This window comes from Streptomyces sp. LN549 (genome assembly GCF_043203805.1).
Classification (GTDB): Bacteria; Actinomycetota; Actinomycetes; order Streptomycetales; family Streptomycetaceae; genus Streptomyces.
On sequence record NZ_JAZHRI010000002.1, the window covers coordinates 4,264,062 to 4,280,492 of the forward strand.

13 protein-coding genes and 2 pseudogenes are annotated in these 16,431 nt (G+C 72.4%); 11 read left to right on the top strand and 4 right to left on the bottom strand.

Features of this window, described 5'->3' with window-relative positions; translation table 11 throughout:
• Positions 1–17 precede the first annotated feature (17 nt).
• Both SH922_RS19170 and SH922_RS19175 read left to right on the top strand, forming a co-directional pair.
• Positions 18–2,026 (top strand): annotated as a pseudogene (locus tag SH922_RS19170) (NAD-binding protein).
• Positions 2,027–2,095: 69 nt separating this feature from the next.
• The gene (locus SH922_RS19175) at positions 2,096–2,671 is read left to right on the top strand and encodes an exonuclease domain-containing protein (protein ID WP_393059163.1); all 576 of its coding nucleotides are present in this window, start codon (positions 2,096–2,098) and stop codon (positions 2,669–2,671) included.
• On the opposite strand, the gene trpS is transcribed toward SH922_RS19175, so the two are convergent.
• Together trpS and SH922_RS19185 are read right to left on the bottom strand one after the other, a co-directional pair.
• The gene (trpS, locus tag SH922_RS19180; RefSeq protein WP_393059164.1) at positions 2,668–3,705 is read right to left on the bottom strand and encodes a tryptophan--tRNA ligase; all 1,038 of its coding nucleotides are present in this window, start codon (positions 3,703–3,705) and stop codon (positions 2,668–2,670) included. The two genes, SH922_RS19175 and trpS, sit on opposite strands and share 4 nt — an antisense overlap.
• A gap of 253 nt (positions 3,706–3,958) precedes the next feature.
• Positions 3,959–4,105 carry a DUF6126 family protein gene (locus SH922_RS19185; RefSeq protein ID WP_393063618.1) on the bottom strand — a complete coding sequence of 49 codons (147 nt, stop codon included), beginning with the start codon at positions 4,103–4,105 and terminating at the stop codon, positions 3,959–3,961.
• 176 nt (positions 4,106–4,281) lie between these two features.
• Here SH922_RS19185 and SH922_RS19190 point away from each other — a divergent pair.
• The 5 genes and pseudogenes from SH922_RS19190 to SH922_RS19210 all read left to right on the top strand — a co-directional run bounded on the left by SH922_RS19190 (position 4,282) and on the right by SH922_RS19210 (position 10,182).
• Positions 4,282–6,101: pseudogene (locus SH922_RS19190) on the top strand (alkyl/aryl-sulfatase).
• Positions 6,102–6,114: 13 nt separating this feature from the next.
• Positions 6,115–7,809, top strand: a complete 1,695-nt coding sequence (locus SH922_RS19195) for a SulP family inorganic anion transporter (RefSeq protein WP_393059165.1) — start codon at positions 6,115–6,117, stop codon at positions 7,807–7,809.
• Positions 7,810–7,886: 77 nt separating this feature from the next.
• A complete protein-coding gene (locus SH922_RS19200; protein WP_393059166.1) occupies positions 7,887–8,984 on the top strand; it encodes an LLM class flavin-dependent oxidoreductase in 1,098 nt (365 codons plus the stop codon).
• A gap of 4 nt (positions 8,985–8,988) precedes the next feature.
• Positions 8,989–9,642 (top strand): FMN reductase, encoded by a 654-nt coding sequence (locus tag SH922_RS19205; RefSeq protein ID WP_393059167.1) that lies wholly within the window; start codon positions 8,989–8,991, stop codon positions 9,640–9,642.
• Between the two features lie 117 nt (positions 9,643–9,759).
• Positions 9,760–10,182: a universal stress protein gene (locus SH922_RS19210; protein ID WP_328895011.1), complete on the top strand. Its 423-nt coding sequence runs from the start codon at positions 9,760–9,762 to the stop codon at positions 10,180–10,182.
• Positions 10,183–10,271: 89 nt separating this feature from the next.
• Here the strand turns inward: SH922_RS19210 and SH922_RS19215 are convergent, their stop codons facing one another.
• On the bottom strand, positions 10,272–10,670 hold the full coding sequence (locus SH922_RS19215) for a hypothetical protein (protein ID WP_393059168.1): 399 nt from the start codon (positions 10,668–10,670) through the stop codon (positions 10,272–10,274).
• A gap of 120 nt (positions 10,671–10,790) precedes the next feature.
• Between SH922_RS19215 and SH922_RS19220 the strand changes: the two genes are divergently transcribed.
• The 4 genes from SH922_RS19220 to SH922_RS19235 all read left to right on the top strand — a co-directional run bounded on the left by SH922_RS19220 (position 10,791) and on the right by SH922_RS19235 (position 15,857).
• On the top strand, positions 10,791–11,684 hold the full coding sequence (locus SH922_RS19220) for a hypothetical protein (protein WP_393059169.1): 894 nt from the start codon (positions 10,791–10,793) through the stop codon (positions 11,682–11,684).
• The gene (locus SH922_RS19225) at positions 11,681–12,643 is read left to right on the top strand and encodes an endonuclease/exonuclease/phosphatase family protein (protein ID WP_393059170.1); all 963 of its coding nucleotides are present in this window, start codon (positions 11,681–11,683) and stop codon (positions 12,641–12,643) included. Before SH922_RS19220 ends, SH922_RS19225 begins: the two co-directional genes overlap by 4 nt.
• Positions 12,644–12,733: 90 nt before the next feature.
• Complete coding sequence (locus SH922_RS19230) at positions 12,734–13,696, top strand: NADP-dependent oxidoreductase (protein ID WP_393059171.1); 963 nt, start codon at positions 12,734–12,736, stop codon at positions 13,694–13,696.
• A gap of 187 nt (positions 13,697–13,883) precedes the next feature.
• A complete protein-coding gene (locus SH922_RS19235) occupies positions 13,884–15,857 on the top strand; it encodes an FUSC family protein (RefSeq protein ID WP_393059172.1) in 1,974 nt (657 codons plus the stop codon).
• A gap of 20 nt (positions 15,858–15,877) precedes the next feature.
• On the opposite strand, the gene SH922_RS19240 is transcribed toward SH922_RS19235, so the two are convergent.
• Positions 15,878–16,285: an RNA-binding S4 domain-containing protein gene (locus SH922_RS19240; RefSeq protein ID WP_393059173.1), complete on the bottom strand. Its 408-nt coding sequence runs from the start codon at positions 16,283–16,285 to the stop codon at positions 15,878–15,880.
• Positions 16,286–16,431: the final 146 nt, after the last annotated feature.

The following is a 16,431-nucleotide window of genomic DNA, read 5'->3' on the forward strand; positions in this document are numbered from 1 at the left end:
CCGGAAAGGAGCAGGGCATGCTGGGACACGTGCCTCCTCTTCCCCAGCAGCCCCAACGCTCCCCGTTCTCCGGACACATGGTCGTCTGCGGCGACGACGCGCTCGCCCAGCGGCTCGCCGTGGAGCTGCGTTACGTCTACGGGGAGCGCGTCACCCTGGTCCTGCCACCTGAGCCCGGCGCGGCCAGACCGGAGCTGGCGCTGACGGGGCGCGGCCGGGCGGCCGCCCTGTTCGGCCGGATGTCGTCGGCGATGAACCGCAACGGCGGACTCGGAATCGGCAACGGCGGGACCGGCGGCGGGGACGGCGACACCAACGCCGGAGTGGAGGCGGTCCGCATCCTCCAGGCGGCGGAACCCTCCGACGAGGCCTTCGAGGAGGCGGGCGTCGACACGGCCGCCGCCCTGGCCCTGGTCTACGACGACGACGAGCGCAACATCCGTGCCGCACTGACCGCCCGCAGGCTCAACCCCCGTGTCCGGCTGGTGATCCGGCTCTACAACCGCAAGCTCGGCCAGCACCTCGAGGCCCTGCTCGACCAGGCGGCCGCCGTGGCCTCGCCGGGGCTGGACCCGGCCGCGCTGGACGCCTCCACCACGGTGCTCTCCGACGCCGACACCGCGGCCCCCGCCCTCGCGGCGACGGCGCTCACCGGGTCCAGCAAGGTGATCCAGGCGGAGGGCCTGCTCCTGCGCGCGGCCGAACGCACCCCGCCCCGGGCCGGCCAGGTCGCCGACCCGGGCCTGTGCACGCTGGCCCTGCTCTCCTCCACCGCCGCGACCCGGCCGGCACCGAGGGCTCCGACAGCAGCGGCGACGAAGGCCCCCGGCTCCTGCCCGACCAGGCGCAGGTGTCCGCCGCGACCGGGCGCGGCACCATCGTGCTGGAGGCCGTCAGCCAGCCGGGCCCCACCGGCAGGAAGCGCCGAATGCGCGGCCGGGGCGCGCCGCTGAGCCAGGTCTTCTCGCGGCGGTTGCGCTGGTCCGCGCTGGGCGTCGGCCTGGCCGTTCTGGGCCTGGCGGTGGCGTCCTCCTTCACCACCGGGGACGATCCGCTGCACGCCACCTACCTGACCCTGCTCGACCTGTTCGCGATGGGCGACCCGGCCATCGGTGACCCGACCGCCCGTCAGATCATCCAACTCCTTTCGGGTGTAGCAGGGTTGATGCTGCTGCCGCTCCTGGTGGCCGGGGTGCTGGAGGCCTTCGGATCGCTCCGTACGGCCTCGTCCCTGCGCCGCCCGCCGCGCGGCCAGTCCGGGCACGTGGTGCTGCTCGGACTCGGCAAGATCGGCACGCGCGTCCTCGTCCAGCTGCACGAACTGGGCGTTCCCGTGGTGTGCGTGGAGGACGACCCGGATGCGCGGGGCATCCCGGTGGCGCGGCGGCTGCACGTGCCGGTGGTCCTCGGGGACGTCACGCAGGAGGGCGTGCTGGAGGCTGCGAAGATCCGGCGCTCCCGCGCGCTGCTCGCCCTGACCAGCATCGACACCACGAACCTGGAGGCCGCGCTGTACGCGCGCTCGGTCAAGCCGGATCTGCGGGTGACGCTGCGCCTGTTCGACGACGAGTTCGCCACCGCCGTCTACCGCACGCTGCGCACCGCCCACCCGCAGGCCCTGACCCGCTCCCGGTCGGTCTCCCATCTGGCGGCGCCGTCGTTCGCCGTCGCCATGATGGGCCGGCAGATCCTCGGGGCGGTGCCGGTCGAGCGGAAGGTGATGCTGTTCGCCGCGGTCGAGGTCGCCGGGCACCCGCAGCTGGAGGGCCGGACGGTGGAGCAGGCGTTCCGGTCCGGGGCCTGGCGGGTCCTCGCCCTGGACACGGCCCCGCCCGCCGACCGCCGGCCTGACCTGGCCGCTCCCGCCCCGCCGTCGCAGGCCCCCGCAGCCGGCCCGGCCGGCGGCCTCGTCTGGAACCTGCACCCCGGCTACGTACTCCAGCCCACCGACCGCGTCGTGATCGCCGCGACCCGCCGCGGACTGGCGGAACTCCTGGGCAGGCGCGGTTCGATGGCCCGGCGCTGACGGCAGGGCGCCGGGTACCCCGCGATATCCGGGTGCCCGGCACAGCCCCGGCCTCCTACCCTGCCGACCATGGACAAGGAACCGGGGCGGGAACTCCTCAACGTCATCGACATCGAGGCGACCTGCTGGGACGGGCAGCCGCCGCCGGGAGCGGTGAGCGAGATCATCGAGATCGGGCTGACGGTCGTCGACCTGCGCGCACGGGAGCGCCTCGCCCGCCACCGCGTCCTGGTCCGGCCCGCCCGGTCCACGGTCAGCGCTTTCTGCACCGAGCTGACGGGCCTCACCCAGGCCGAGGTGGACACGGGACTCTCCTTCACCGACGCCTGCCGGCTACTGGCGGCCGAGCACGAGGCCGGTAGGCGGCCGTGGGCCAGCTGGGGCGATTACGACCGCAACCAGTTCACCCGCCAGTGCCGGGCGACCGGCACCCCGTACCCCTTCGGCCGCCGCCACACGAACGCCAAGATCCCCTTCACCGCCACCCATGTACTGTGCAAGCGCCCCGGCATGGCGCAGGCGCTCCGGATCGCGGGGCTCCCGCTGGAGGGCCGGCACCACAGCGGCGCGGACGACGCGTGGAACATCGCGGCGCTGATCCTGGACCTGGCGGCCCGCGACGGCTGGCCGTCGCCGCGCCCTTAGACCAGACCTCCCATCGCCTCCCGCACCTGCGCCAGCGTCGCGTGGGCGAGCGCGTTCGCGCGCTCGTTGCCGGCCCGCAGCACGGACCGTACGTAGCCCATGTCCCGTGCGTACTCCGCCCGTCGGGCCCGCACCGGCGCCATCCGGATGTTGACCGCGTCGGTCACGGTCCGCTTGAGGGCCGCCGCACCCCCGCCCCCGATCTCCGCGGCCACGTCGTGCGGGTCGCGGTCCAGACAGAGCGCGGCGAGCTGCACCAGTCCGGACACCCCGGGCCGGCCCTCGGGGTCGTACGTGATGTGGCGCTCGGCGTCCGTCGTCGCCCCCTTGATCAGCCTGGCGGTCGTGTCCTCGTCGGCGCTCAGGGCAATGGAGTTGGCGCGGCTCTTGCTCATCTTGGTGCCGTCGGTACCGAGCAGCTGCGGCGCGACGGAGAGCAGCGCCTCGGGTTCCGGGAAGACGGGTCCGTACCGCTCGTTGAACCGCCGGGCGACGGTCCGGGCCACTTCGAGGTGGGGCAGCTGGTCCTGGCCGACCGGCACCAGATTGCCCTTGCAGAACAGGATGTCGGCCGCCTGGTGGACCGGGTAGGTGAACATCAGGCCGCTGACGGCCGCCTGCCGGGAGTGCGCGATCTCGTCCTTGACCGTGGGGTTGCGGCTCAGCTCGGCGACGGAGACCAGGCTGAGGAAGGGCAGCAGCAGCTGGTTGAGCGCGGGCACGGCGCTGTGGTTGAAGATCACCGAGCGTTCCGGATCGATGCCGACGGCCAGGTAGTCCAGCAGCAGCCCTTCCATGGTCGCGGCGAGCCGCTCGGCGACGTCCCGGTCGGTCAGCACCTGGTAGTCGGGGATGACGATGAACGTCTCCACCCCGAGGTCCTGGAGTCGCACCCGGTTGTGGAGCGTGCCGAAGTAGTGGCCGAGGTGCAGCGCCCCGGTGGGGCGGTCACCGGTCAGGACCCGGAAGGCGGCGGGGTCCCGGTGGATCCGCTCGTCGAGCGTGGCGGCGGCGTCGGCGTAGGTCGTGGTCATGGCTGGTCTCTCCTCGCGATGGTGTGTGCGTGGAGGACGGCCCCCGCCGGGCTCGGAGCCCGTACCGGAAGAGGGCAGAGAAAAAGGGCCGTCCGTGACGAACGGCCCTGGTCCCGCGCTGAAGAGGTGGCCGCTCCTAGGAGGAGCGCCACCAATTGCGGCACGGTACGGAGGTCATGGGGCGAGCTTAGCCGAGCACGGGCGCGCGAGCGCGCGGATTGTCCCGTCAGGGGTCGGACCACCGCTCACTTCACTACTTCTTCGCGTGCTCGCCCACGTGGAAGAGGATCCAGATGAACCCCGCGAACAGGTGCGTGGCGAAGACGTAGACGAAGACGCGCAGCGCGACGCCGCGCCCCTTCCAGTCCTCGCTCCCGGCCCCGCCTCCCTCAGTGCTCACACGCTCGGAAGGGGCCCCGCCGCCGTTCTCCGCTCCGGTGCCGCTCATGCCTGCCTTCCTCCGCCCAGGCCTCGGGCGGCCTCCGCATCCATTCAGCGTACGGATCGACTTGCCCGAGAATTCCGGCAAAGAGGGTGAAGTGCATAAATAACCCGACCGGGTTCTACTGAGTTGTCATGAGCGATCTTCCGTTCCATGACAAGACCGACTTCGAGAACGCCGACCGCGGCTTCGTCGCCGCGCTCGAACCCGCCGTGGTGAAGGGCGAGGACGGGCGCGTCGTCTGGGACAACGACGCGTACGCGTTCCTGGACGGCGACTGCCCGGACACCGCGCACCCCAGCCTCTGGCGGCAGGCGCAACTCTGTTCCCGGCAGGGGCTGTACGAGGTGGCCGAGGGCATCTACCAGGTGCGCGGGCTCGACCTGTCGAACATGACGCTGGTGGAGGGGGACACCGGCGTGATCGTCATCGATCCGCTGATCTCCGCCGAGACCGCCGCGGCCGCCCTCGCCCTGTACCGGCGCGAGCGCGGCGACCGTCCCGTCACCGGGATGATCTACACCCACTCGCACGGCGACCACTTCGGCGGCGCACGCGGGGTGCTCCCCGAGGGGCACACGCCCGTACCGATCCTCGCGCCCGCCGGGTTCCTCGAACACGCGGTCAGCGAGAACGTGTACGCGGGCAACGCCATGACCCGGCGCGCCGTGTTCATGTACGGCGACCGGCTGGCGAAGGCGGCCGACGGCCAGATCGGCGCCGGCCTCGGCATGACCACCTCCACCGGGACGATCACGCTCATCCCGCCGACCGTGGACATCACCCGCACGGGGCAGGAGGAGACAGTCGACGGTGTGCGGATCGTCTTCCAGATGACCCCGGGGACCGAGGCGCCCGCGGAGATGAACTTCCTCTTCCCGGACCGCCGCGCCCTGTGCCTGGCCGAGAACGCCACGCACAACATGCACAACATCCTGACCCTGCGCGGCGCGGTCGTCCGCGACTCCCGGATCTGGTCGCGGTACCTGGACGAGGCGATCGGCTCTTCGGCGACGCGCTGGACGTCGCCTTCGCCTCCCACCACTGGCCCACCTGGGGCAGCGACAACGTGGTGTCCTTCCTCACCACCCAGCGCGACCTGTACGCGTACATGCACGACCAGACGCTGCGGCTGCTCAACGCCGGACTGACCGGCCCCGAGATCGCGGAGGAGATCCAGCTGCCGCCCGCGCTGGAGAACTCCTGGCACGTCCGCGGCTACTACGGCTCGCTCAGCCACAACGTGAAGGCGATCTACCAGCGCTACATGGGGTGGTTCGACGGCAACCCTGCCCATCTGTGGGCGCAGCCGCCCGTCGAGGAATCGAAGCGCTACGTCGAGTGCATGGGCGGCGGTGACGCCGTCGTCGCAAAGGCGCGGACGTACGCCGACAGGGGCGATCTGCGGTTCGCGGCGACGCTCCTCAACCACGTGGTCTTCGCCGACGAGAGCCACAGCCGGGCGCGCGCCGATCTGGCAGCCGTCTACCGGAAGCTCGGGCACGGCTCGGAGAACGGCACCTGGCGGAACTTCTATCTGATGGGTGCCATGGAACTGGACGAGGGGCCGAGCGCCGCCCTGCTCGACGCCGCCAACCCCGAGATGGCGATGGCCCTCACCGTCGAGCAGCTCGTCGACTCGATCGCGGTCCGCGTCGACGGTCCGCGCGCCTGGGACAAGAGCCTGGTCATCGACCTGGACGTCACCGATGAGGGCACCCGCCACCGTCTCACCCTGCACAACGGAGCCCTGACCCAGCGCGCCGCCAAGGACGCCTCCCCGGCCAGGCCCCCTGCCGACCTCACCCTCACGCTGACGAAACCGCAGCTGCTCGGCGTGCTCGCCGGGCGTGGGCTGGACGGCGTCGGGACCGAGGGCGATCCGAAGGCGCTCGCCACACTGTTCTCGCTGCTGGCCGAGGTCGACACGGCCTTCCCGATCGTCACACCGTAGGGAAGGCCCTTCCTTGCGCGTCAGAAAGCGGGACCTGGGCCGGCCGACACCTTCCGATGTGTCGGCCGGTCTGGTCACCGGCCTCTTCTCCATTCCCGAGGGCATGGCCTACGCGGCGATCGGCGGCTTCAACCCGGTCACCGGCATCTACGCGGGCGTCGTCCCGACCATCCTGGCCTCCGTCTTCGCGCGTACCGTCCTGATGGTCACGACCCTCACCTCCGCCATCGCCCTGACCTCGCAGAGCGTGCTGTCCGGGGCGCATCTGGACCCCAAGGACGCGGGGAACACCGCCACGGTCGCCGTGCTCGCCGGGCTGATCATGGTGGTGCTCGGCCTGCTGAAGCTCGGTGCGGTGATGAGCTTCGTCTCCAACGCCGTGATGACCGGCTTCTCGACCGGGATCGCCCTCCAGATCATCACCGGCTCGCTCGACGACGCCACCGGCTACCAGCCCGACGGCCACAACCGCCTCACCCAGTTGGCGAACTGGGTGATCCACATCGGCGACTGGAAGCTCACCACCACCCTGACGGCCCTGGTCACGGTCGCCGTGTGGGCGCTCGTCCGGCTGGTCAAGCGGCTGGAACCGGTGTCGATCCTCGTCGCCCTGGTCGCCGTCAGCCTGGGGGTCGGGCTGCTGTCCGTCGACGTGGAGCTGGCCCGGGACATCGCGCACATCCCGGCGGCGCTGCCACACTTCACCGCCCCGGACCTGTCCGTCGTCGGCTCGCTGCTGCCCGGCGCCTTCGCCGTCGCGCTCGTCGCGCTGGCCCAGGCGGCGTCGATCGGCCCGACCGTCCGCAACCCGGACGGCTCCAAGTCGTCCGTCGACGGCGACTTCGTCGCCCAGGGGATCGGCAACATCGGCGGCGGGCTGTTCGGCGCACTGCCCGCCGGCGGTTCCATGTCCCGTACCGGGGTCGCCGTCAGCGCGGGCGCGCGCACCCGGTGGACGGGCATCTTCGCCGGGCTGTGGCTGGCGCTGCTCGTCCTGACGCTGGGCTCGCTGGCCGAGCGGATCCCGATGCCGGTCATCGGCGGTCTGATCATCGTGATCGGCTGCGAGCTGATCCGGGGACGCCGCAAGGACATCCTGCTGGTGCTGCGTACGTCCTGGCTTTCGGCCGCCGCGATGATCGTCACCTTCGTCGCCACCACTCAGCTGCCCCTCCAGCAGGCCATCGTGACCGGGGCGCTGCTCTCGCTGCTGCTGTACTGCGTGCAGGCGGCCCGGCAGAGCGGACTGCGCGGGCTCGAACGCGGCTCCGGCCCCGGGAGCTGGCGGTTCACCGATCCGCCCGCGCGGATCGGGCCCGGCGAGGTGACCGTCCTCTTCTATGCCGGGACCAGCCTGTTCGCCGAGGCCCCCCGGATCGACGCCCAGTGGCCCGACGTCTCGCAGGCGCGCGGCTCGGCCGTGGTGCTGGCGCTGCGCACCACACCCGAGGTGCCCTCCTCCGCGGTGGTGAAGCTGCTCAGCCGCTACGCCGAGGAGCTGGAGGCCCATGGCGGCCGGCTCTATCTGGCGGGGGTGCAGCCGACACTGCTGGCGGTGCTGCGCCGCACGGGTCTCACCGTGGAGCTCGGCGACGACCGGGTGGTGCCCGCCCGCGAGGAGATCTTCGGGGCTCAGCGCGAGGCGATCGACCGGGCCACGCGGTGGGTGGAGGAGCAGCGCGGACGGGGTCCGGTGGCGGCGGAATAGGGAGACGGGGTGCTCCGTTGTAGGGTGTGTTCAGATAGTTCAACGTTCAACCACCTGATCACCTGGAGGCGGGCGCCATGCAGTTCGGGATCTTCACCGTCGGAGACATCACCACCGACCCGACGACCGGCACGACGCCGAGCGAGCACGAGCGGATCAAGGCCACCGTCGCCATCGCGCGGAAGGCCGAGGAGGTCGGCCTCGACGTGTTCGCGACCGGCGAGCACCACAACCCGCCGTTCGTCCCGTCCTCGCCGACGACCACCCTCGGCTACATCGCCGCCCGCACCGAGCGCATCATCCTGTCCACCTCGACGACCCTGATCACCACCAACGACCCGGTGAAGATCGCCGAGGACTACGCCACGCTCCAGCACCTCGCCGACGGCCGCGTCGACCTGATGATGGGCCGCGGCAACACCGGACCGGTCTACCCCTGGTTCGGCAAGGACATCCGCCAGGGCATCCCGCTCGCCGTCGAGAACTACGCCCTGCTGCACCGGCTGTGGCGCGAGGACGTCGTCGACTGGGAGGGGAAGTTCCGTACGCCGCTGCAGTCCTTCACCGCGACCCCGCGCCCGCTGGACGGCGTACCGCCGTTCGTCTGGCACGGATCCATCCGCTCCCCCGAGATCGCCGAGCAGGCCGCGTACTACGGCGACGGCTTCTTCCACAACAACATCTTCTGGCCCATCGAGCACACGAGGAAGATGGTGAACCTCTACCGGCAGCGCTACGCCCACTACGGCCACGGCAGCGCCGAGCAGGCCATCGTGGGTCTGGGCGGGCAGGTGTTCATGCGCAAGAACTCGCAGGACGCGGTACGCGAGTTCCGTCCGTACTTCGACAACGCACCGGTCTACGGGCACGGGCCGTCGATGGAGGACTTCACCCAGCAGACGCCGCTGACCGTGGGCTCCCCGCAGGAGGTCATCGAGCGGACCCTGTCCTTCCGGGACGCCGTGGGCGACTACCAGCGCCAGCTGTTCCTGATGGACCACGCGGGGCTGCCGCTGAAGACGGTCCTGGAGCAGCTCGACATCCTCGGCGAGGAGGTCGTCCCCGTGCTGCGCAAGGAGTTCGCCAGCCTGCGGCCGGCCGGGGTGCCCGAGTCCGCGCCGCTGCACCCGGCCGTCACCGCGGCCGCCACCGCCACTGCCGCGAAGGAGAGCTGACACCGTGTTCGCCACCGAACCGCTGAGGATCGTCGCCGTCTCGGCCGGGCTGAGCAGCCCTTCGTCGACCAGGCTGCTGGCCGACCGGCTGGCGGCGGCCACCCGGGAACGGCTGGACGCCGAGCAGGACCGGCCGGTCGAGGTGCGGGTGATCGAACTGCGCGACCTGGCCGTCGACATCGCGGGCAACCTGGTGTCCGGGTTCCCGTCGGCCAGGCTGGAGGAGGCCATCGGCGCGGTGACAGGGGCCGACGGACTGATCGCGGTCACCCCGGTCTTCACCGCCTCGTACAGCGGACTGTTCAAGTCGTTCTTCGACCTCGTCGAGAACACCGCACTGACCGGCAAGCCCGTCGTCGTCGCGGCGACCGGTGGCACCGCCCGGCACTCGCTGGTGCTGGAGCACGCGATGCGCCCGCTCTTCGCCTATCTGCGGGCCGTCACGCTGCCGACGTCGGTGTACGCGGCGTCGGAGGACTGGGGATCGTCGGGCGACGAGTACACCGAGGGCCTGCCGGCCCGGATCCGGCGCGCGGGCGGCGAGCTCGCGCAGGCGGTCACCGGCGGCCGGGCCGTCTCCGGGGCCTCCCGGTCCCTCGGGCTGGACGACGAGGTGGTCCCCTTCGAGCGACAGCTGGCCGATCTCCGCTTCGACTGACCACCCCGGAGACTTCACTTTCGTCCGGTTTGACTAGAGTTGCGGGAGAAGGTGCGTCGTGCGGGTATTCGGCACGACGCGTCCGCATGACCAAGTGGAACCGAGCTGGAGGCAGATATGGGCAGGATCGTGGTGGGCGTTGACGGCTCCGAGTCGTCGATCAAGGCACTGCACTGGGCCGTACGCCAGGCGGAACTGACCGGTGACACGGTGGAGGCCGTCAACAGCTGGGAGTACCCCGCGACCAGCTGGGCGTCCATGATGCCGGGCATGCCGGAGGACTTCGATCCACAGGCCCTGGCCACGGTGTCGCTCACCGAGGCGCTGGAGGAGGCCGTCGGCGGTGCGCGCGCGGCCGAGATCAGCAAGGTCGTGGTGATCGGCAATCCGGCCCAGGCCCTGCTCGACCGGGCCGAGGGCGCGAATCTGCTGGTGGTCGGAGCGCGCGGGCGCAGCCCCCTCAAGGCGACCCTGCTCGGCTCGGTCAGCCTGCACGTCACCCAGCACGCCCCGTGCCCGGTGACCGTGGTCCGCGGCTGACGCGGATGACCGCGGCTCCGGCCGACCGGCACCACGACGGGCCCGCGCGACTGAGGCGCGGGCCCGTCCGGCGGGGAGCTGCGCGGGGCTCAGTCCGCCCGGGTGTAGAAGACGTAGAACGCGGCCACCAGCATGCCCGCCCCGGTCAGCAGGCCAAGCACCGATGCGGCCAGCACGCTCTTGCCTGACAGGCTGTAGAGGAAGCCGATCGAACCGCCGAACAGCGCACCGTACGAGGCTGCCGCGAGTTCGGGCGGCAGGCGCTTCTGCACCCGGCCCAGGCCGAAGCAGAGCGCCGCGAGCACGGCGCCGGAGACCAGTCCGAGCGCGAGCTGCGTGCCGGTGAGCACACCGCCGCCGCGGACGATGGATGTCGCGTACCAGCCGAGGATCACGCCGAGCGTGACAGGGACGGCCCAGCTGAGCATGGAGTGGCGCTGGGCACGCGCGCGCATTCCGCGTGCCTGCACCGAAGCGTGTGCGGCCATGGCAGAGAGCTCCTTCCGTCGCCCCCGCTTTCCTCCAGAGCACACCCGGCAGGGCAGCCCGGCAACTCGGATGGCCCACGGCCCGGGGCGCAGCGCCGGCATCCGCGGTTCCCTGGTGGTGTGCGGACCTACTTCTCGGCGGCTCTCTCGGTGGCATTCCTGGTGCTGCTCGCCGTCCTGGTGCCGCTGAGCGCGCTCTCCGCCTGGGTCGACCTGGAGATCGACGACACGGACCGTTACGTGGCCGCGGTGGCGCCGCTCGCCTCCGACCCCGATGTGCAGAACACGGTGGCCGACCTGATCACCGACGAGGCGATGAAGCAGATCGACGTCGGCCCGCTCCAGGACACCGTCCGCGACTTCCTCCACCAGGCCGTGCAGTCCTTCACCACCACCGACGCCTTCCAGGCCGCGTGGAACGCCGCCAACCGCACGGCCCACGAGGCCGTCACGGCGGCGCTGGACGGGGACAGCGGCGAGAGCGTCACGATCGATCTGGCGCCCGTGACGGAGAAGGTGAAGCAGAACCTGGTGGACAACGGGGTGCCGTTCGCCGACCAGATCCCCGTCCAGCACACCGACATCCAGATCATCTCCGCCGACCGCGCGGACCAGTTGCGCCAGAGCTTCCGGTGGCTGCGGGCCGCCAGTGTGTGGCCGGCCGTCGGCACGCTCGTGTTCGCGCTGCTCGCCGTCGTCCTGGCCTGGGTGCGCGGCGGACCCGGCCGCCGGGGCTCGGCCCTGGCCGCGCTCGCCGCCACCGCCGTCGCCGGGGCCGGCTTCGCCCTCGGCGCGCTGGTGCTGCGCGGGGCGATCGCCCTGGCCCGCAACCGGGTGCTGGCCGAGGTGCCCGGCAGTGACACCGACGGGGCTGCGGCGGTGTACGACGCGCTGACGGGATCGCTGCGCACCACGGTGTGGATCGTCTTCGGTACGGGCCTGGCGGTGGCCGTGTGCGCGGTGGCGGCGCGGGTCTGGGCCCAGCGGGTGCTGCCGGTACCGTCCGGGGCATGACGGAACCGCTCCGCCGCCTCGCGCTCTGCGGGGCCGTGCTCCTCCTCGCCGGAGTGAGCCTCGTGATCGGCTTCCGTGCCGCCGGCGCCGACGGCACGACCCCCGTCCCGCAGGCCCTGGCCTTCCTGCCCTGGCTCCTGGTGCCAGGCGCCGCCGGTCTCGGACTGGCCGCACTGGCCCGGTGGCGCGGCGGCCTGGTGTGGGCGGCGGTGGCGCTCGCGCTGACCGTGTGGTTCGTGCGCCCGTACGGTCCCGGCACCACGGGCTCCCATGGTCCGGTGGTGGCCCGGCTGGACGTCCTCACCTCGAACGTGGAGTTCGGTGACGCGACGGACGCGCTGATCGCGACGGTCCGCCGCGAGCGCCCCGATGTGGTCTTCGTCCAGGAGTGCGACTTCGCGTGCGCGGACGCGCTCGCCGCCCGCGTCCCGGCCGCCTCGTACCCGTACCGCGATGTCGTCAGGCTCGACGGTTCGCTCGGCTCGGCGATCCTCAGCAGGTTCCCGCTGCGGCCGGCGGGCCGGATCGAGGGCGCGATGGCGATGCCCGGATCGGTCGCCGTCGTGGCGGGCCGGGACGTGCGGCTCCAGCTCGCACACCCCATGCCGCCGGTCCCCGGCGGGGTGTCCGTATGGCGCCGCGAACTCGGCCGGATCCGCGACTTCGCCGCCGCCGTCCGGGCGGAGCCCGCCGTCGTGGCGGGCGACTTCAACGCCTCCCAGGACCACGCCGCCTTCCGGGCCGTCCTGGACGCGGGCGGCCTCCACGACAGCGCCCGCCTCGCAGGCTCCTCCCGTGCGTACTCCTGGCCCGCCGACCGCACCACACCGCTGCGCGCCCAGATCGACCATGTGCTGGTCAGCGACGAGTTCTCGGTCCGCTCGGCCCGCTTCCTGCGGCTCGCAGCCACCGACCACCGCGCGCTGCTCGTCGCCCTGGAACTGCACGAAGGCGGCTGAGCTCCCCGGTCCCCGCGCCGAGGTGCGGGCACCGGCGGGCCGGGGAAGAGTGGAGAGGGTGACTGCCGGGGCTACTGGGAGGTCTTCCGTATGCGAGCCATCGCCGTCAGCACGTTCCGGTCCGATCCCACCCTGGTCGTGGTCCCCAAGCCGGATCCGGGACCGGGCGAGGTCCGGGTCAGGATCGAGCACGCCTCGGTCAACCCGCACGACTGGCAGCTCGCGGACGGCACCCTGGACGGCCTCGCCCCGCAGGTCTACCCCCTGGTCGTCGGCATGGACTACGCGGGCCGGGTGGACATGATCGGCAGCGGCGACAACCGCTTCCGGGTCGGCGACCACGTCTTCGGCCGGTCCGGCGGTCCGGCGGCCGGCGCGGGCACGTACTGCGACTACGTCTGCGTGCCGCAGGACTCCGCCATCGCCCTCGTCCCTCGCGGCCTCGACTCCCGGATCGCGGCTGCGCTGCCGTCCGCCGGGATGGCCGCCGCCCAGATCCTGGATGCGGTGGCGCTGCGCGGACACGAGAGCCTGCTGGTCGTCGGGGCGGCGGGCGGCGTCGGCAGCTGTCTGACCCAGCTCGCCAAGGCCCGGGACGTGCGCGTGATCGCGGCGGTGCGGGGTGACGAGCGGTCCAGGATGGGCTCGTTGGGCGCCGCCGCCACGATCGACACCACGCGGGACGAGGTGGCTGACGCGATACGGGCCGCCTGCCCGGACGGCGTCGACGCGCTGGCCGACCTGGCCTCCGCGACCCCCGAAGCGTTCGCCGCACACGCGGCGGCGCTCCGGCCCGGCGGCATCGCGCTCTCCACCCGCGGCGCCGCGGCCGGGGCGCCGCTCCCCGACGGGGTCCGTGGCGTCGACTTCCGCATCGACCCGAGCCCGGTCCTGCTCGACGTGCTGGCCGCGGGCGCCGCGGAGGGCATTCTGCGCGTGCCCATCGACATCGAACTCCCCCTGGAAAAGGCCCCGCAGGCCCTGGACCGCAACCGGACCGGAGGGGCGCGCGGCAAGACCGTCATCGTGCTGCGGGAGAACGGGCACTGCTGAATCCGGTGCGGCTGGGAGAAAGCCGCCATGGACGACGGGGAGGCGACGGGAGCGGGTGCCCTGTCCGCCGGGGAACAGGCCTGGGTGCATACGCTGGAGGTCCGGCTCGATCAGTGCCGGCCCGGGTCCACCCGCGAGGGGGGCCAGGGATGGCGCAGCCGGCCGCTGAGCGGCGGAGGGGGACGCATTGACCGGCACCGAGGCCGACGAACCCGCCCCGTCCACCGTGGCGCACCGGCGGGGGACACCGCCCGTCTGGCTCCGCTACGGCCTGCGCCCCCAGCCCACCCCCATCCCGTGGGCCGCCGTCGCCCGCGCCTCCGTGGCGCTCGCCGCACCGCTCGCCGTGGGATTCGCCGCCGACCGGCCGGTGTACGGGGCGCTGGCCTCCATGGGCGCGCTCTCCGGTGTCATCGGCGACACCGCCGACGCGTACCGGATGCGCATCCTCAACATCGCCGTGCCGCAACTGTTCGGCGCCCTCGGCATCATGATCGGCACGCTCGTGTACGGGACGGGCTGGGCGGCCGTCGTCGTGCTCACCCTCATCGGCCTCGCCTCCGGGATGATGTCGACGATCGGCGCCGTCGCCTCCGTGTCGGGGCTGCTGCTCCTGCTCAACTCCGTGGTGGGCGCCGGGCTTCCGATGCCGGATCCGTGGTGGGTGGCGCCGCTGCTGCTGACGCTGGGCGGGCTGTTCGTCCTCGCCCTGACGCTGCTGGCCTGGCCGCTGCGGCGGAAACTGCCGGAACGGGTCGCGGTCACGGGCACCTATCTCGCGGTCGCCGACCTGCTCGCCGCCGCCGGCACCGACGCCTACGAGGAGAGGCGACAGGCCGTCACCGACTCCCTCAACACCTCCTACGACCTGATCCTCGCCCGCCGCGCCCGCTACCACGGCCGCAGCGGCGCCATGGTGCGGCTGCTGTCCCAGCTGAACGTGGTCATCCCGCTGGTGGAGGCGGCGCCCGCGGTCCACGTGCGGCGCTGCCCGCTGCCCGACGTCATCCCGGCAGCGGTGCGGGAGCTGGCAGCCGACGTGTCGGAGGGCCGCACCGGCGGCGACGAACCCGCCCTGCCCGCACCGGACTCGCCCGCCACCCGGGCGGTCGACAGCGCACTGCGCCATGCCTTCGCGGTCGTTCACAAGGCCGAGCCCGATCCGTACAACGTCGACGACCGGCTGGGCCGGCCGGCCGCACTCGGCGTGCGCGTCCGGCGCGCCACCCGCAGCGTCCTGCTGTCGGGACCCTCATGGCGGTACGGGCTGCGCCTCGCCCTCTGCATCGGACTGGCCCAGGCGCTGACCTCGCTGGTCGACGTACCGCGCTCCTACTGGGTGGCGCTGACCGTCACGTTCGTCCTCAAGCCCGACTTCGGCTCGGTGTTCTCCCGCGCCGTGCTGCGTTCGGTGGGCACGGCCGCGGGGCTCGTCATCGCGGCGCCGGTACTGGCGAAAGTGCCGATCGGCTGGTGGGACGTCCCGGTGATGGTCCTCCTCGCGGCGCTGATCCCGGCGCTCACGGCGAAGGGCTACGCCTTCCAGACCGCAGCCGTCACCCCGGTCATCCTGCTGCTGTCCGATCTGCTGAACCACCAGGGGGTGCACCTGGTCTGGCCGCGCTTCCTGGACAGCCTGATCGGCTGCGCCATCGTGCTGGTGGCCGGCTATCTCCTGTGGCCGGAGAGCTGGCACACCCGGATCGGACACCGGCTGGCCGACGCGGTCACGGACATCGCGGACTATGTGGCGTACGCGTTCGAGCCGGGCGGCGACGGCGACCGCGCCGAACGGGTACGCGTCCGCCGCCGCATCTACCGGGATCTGTCGTCCGTACGCTCCGAGTTCCAGCGCGCCCTGACCGAACCGCCCCCCACCGGCACCCGCGCCGCCGCGTGGTGGCCGCTGGTCGTGGCCGTGGAACGCATCGTGGACGCCACGACGGCGGCCCGGGTCCGCGTCAACCACGGGGCCCCGGAACCGGAACCGGCGGAGGTGGCCCTGGTGCGGCGCCAGCTCGTCGAACTGGCGGAGGGGCTGCGGGCCAGCGAGGTCCTGGTGGAGGTGCGCGCCGACCTTCCGGGCGACGACGAGGGCGTACTCGCCCCGCTGCGCCAGGAGGTGGCGGCGGCCAGGGCCATCGCCTCACCCCGGCCGTAGGACCGCGCGCCGCGCCCCCGTCACTCCGAGGGCTCGGGACCCGCACCCCGCAGCCGGTCCATCTCCCGCCGGTCCCGCTTCGTCGGCCGGCCCGCGCCCCGGTCCCGTACCGGAACCTGGATCGCGGTCTCGCGCGGCGGCGGGGGCGGGCTGTTGTCGACGAAGCACTCCACCGCCACCGGCGCCCCGACCCGCTTCTTCACGATCTTCGACACGACGACGACCCGGTCCCGGCCGTCGTGCCGCAGCCGCACCTCGTCGCCTGCGCGCAACGCCTGGGCGGGCTTGGCGCGCTCACCGGCGACCTTCACATGACCCGCGCGGCAGGCGGCGGCTGCCTGCGCTCGGGTCTTCGTGAGCCGGACCGACCAGATCCAGACATCGACCCGAACGCTGCCTGCCGCCTGCGGCGCCTCACCGGAAACCATGGGTCCGACTCTAGTGCGGTGGGCGCGCGCGGGACCGGCCGAAGCCGCTGATCGCCTCTTTCGCGGGGTAGTTGTGTCCCCTCCACCTGCACGACCCGGTCCGCGTCATCCCTCTTGTCGCATCTGCCGATAACCGGCAACGGGAC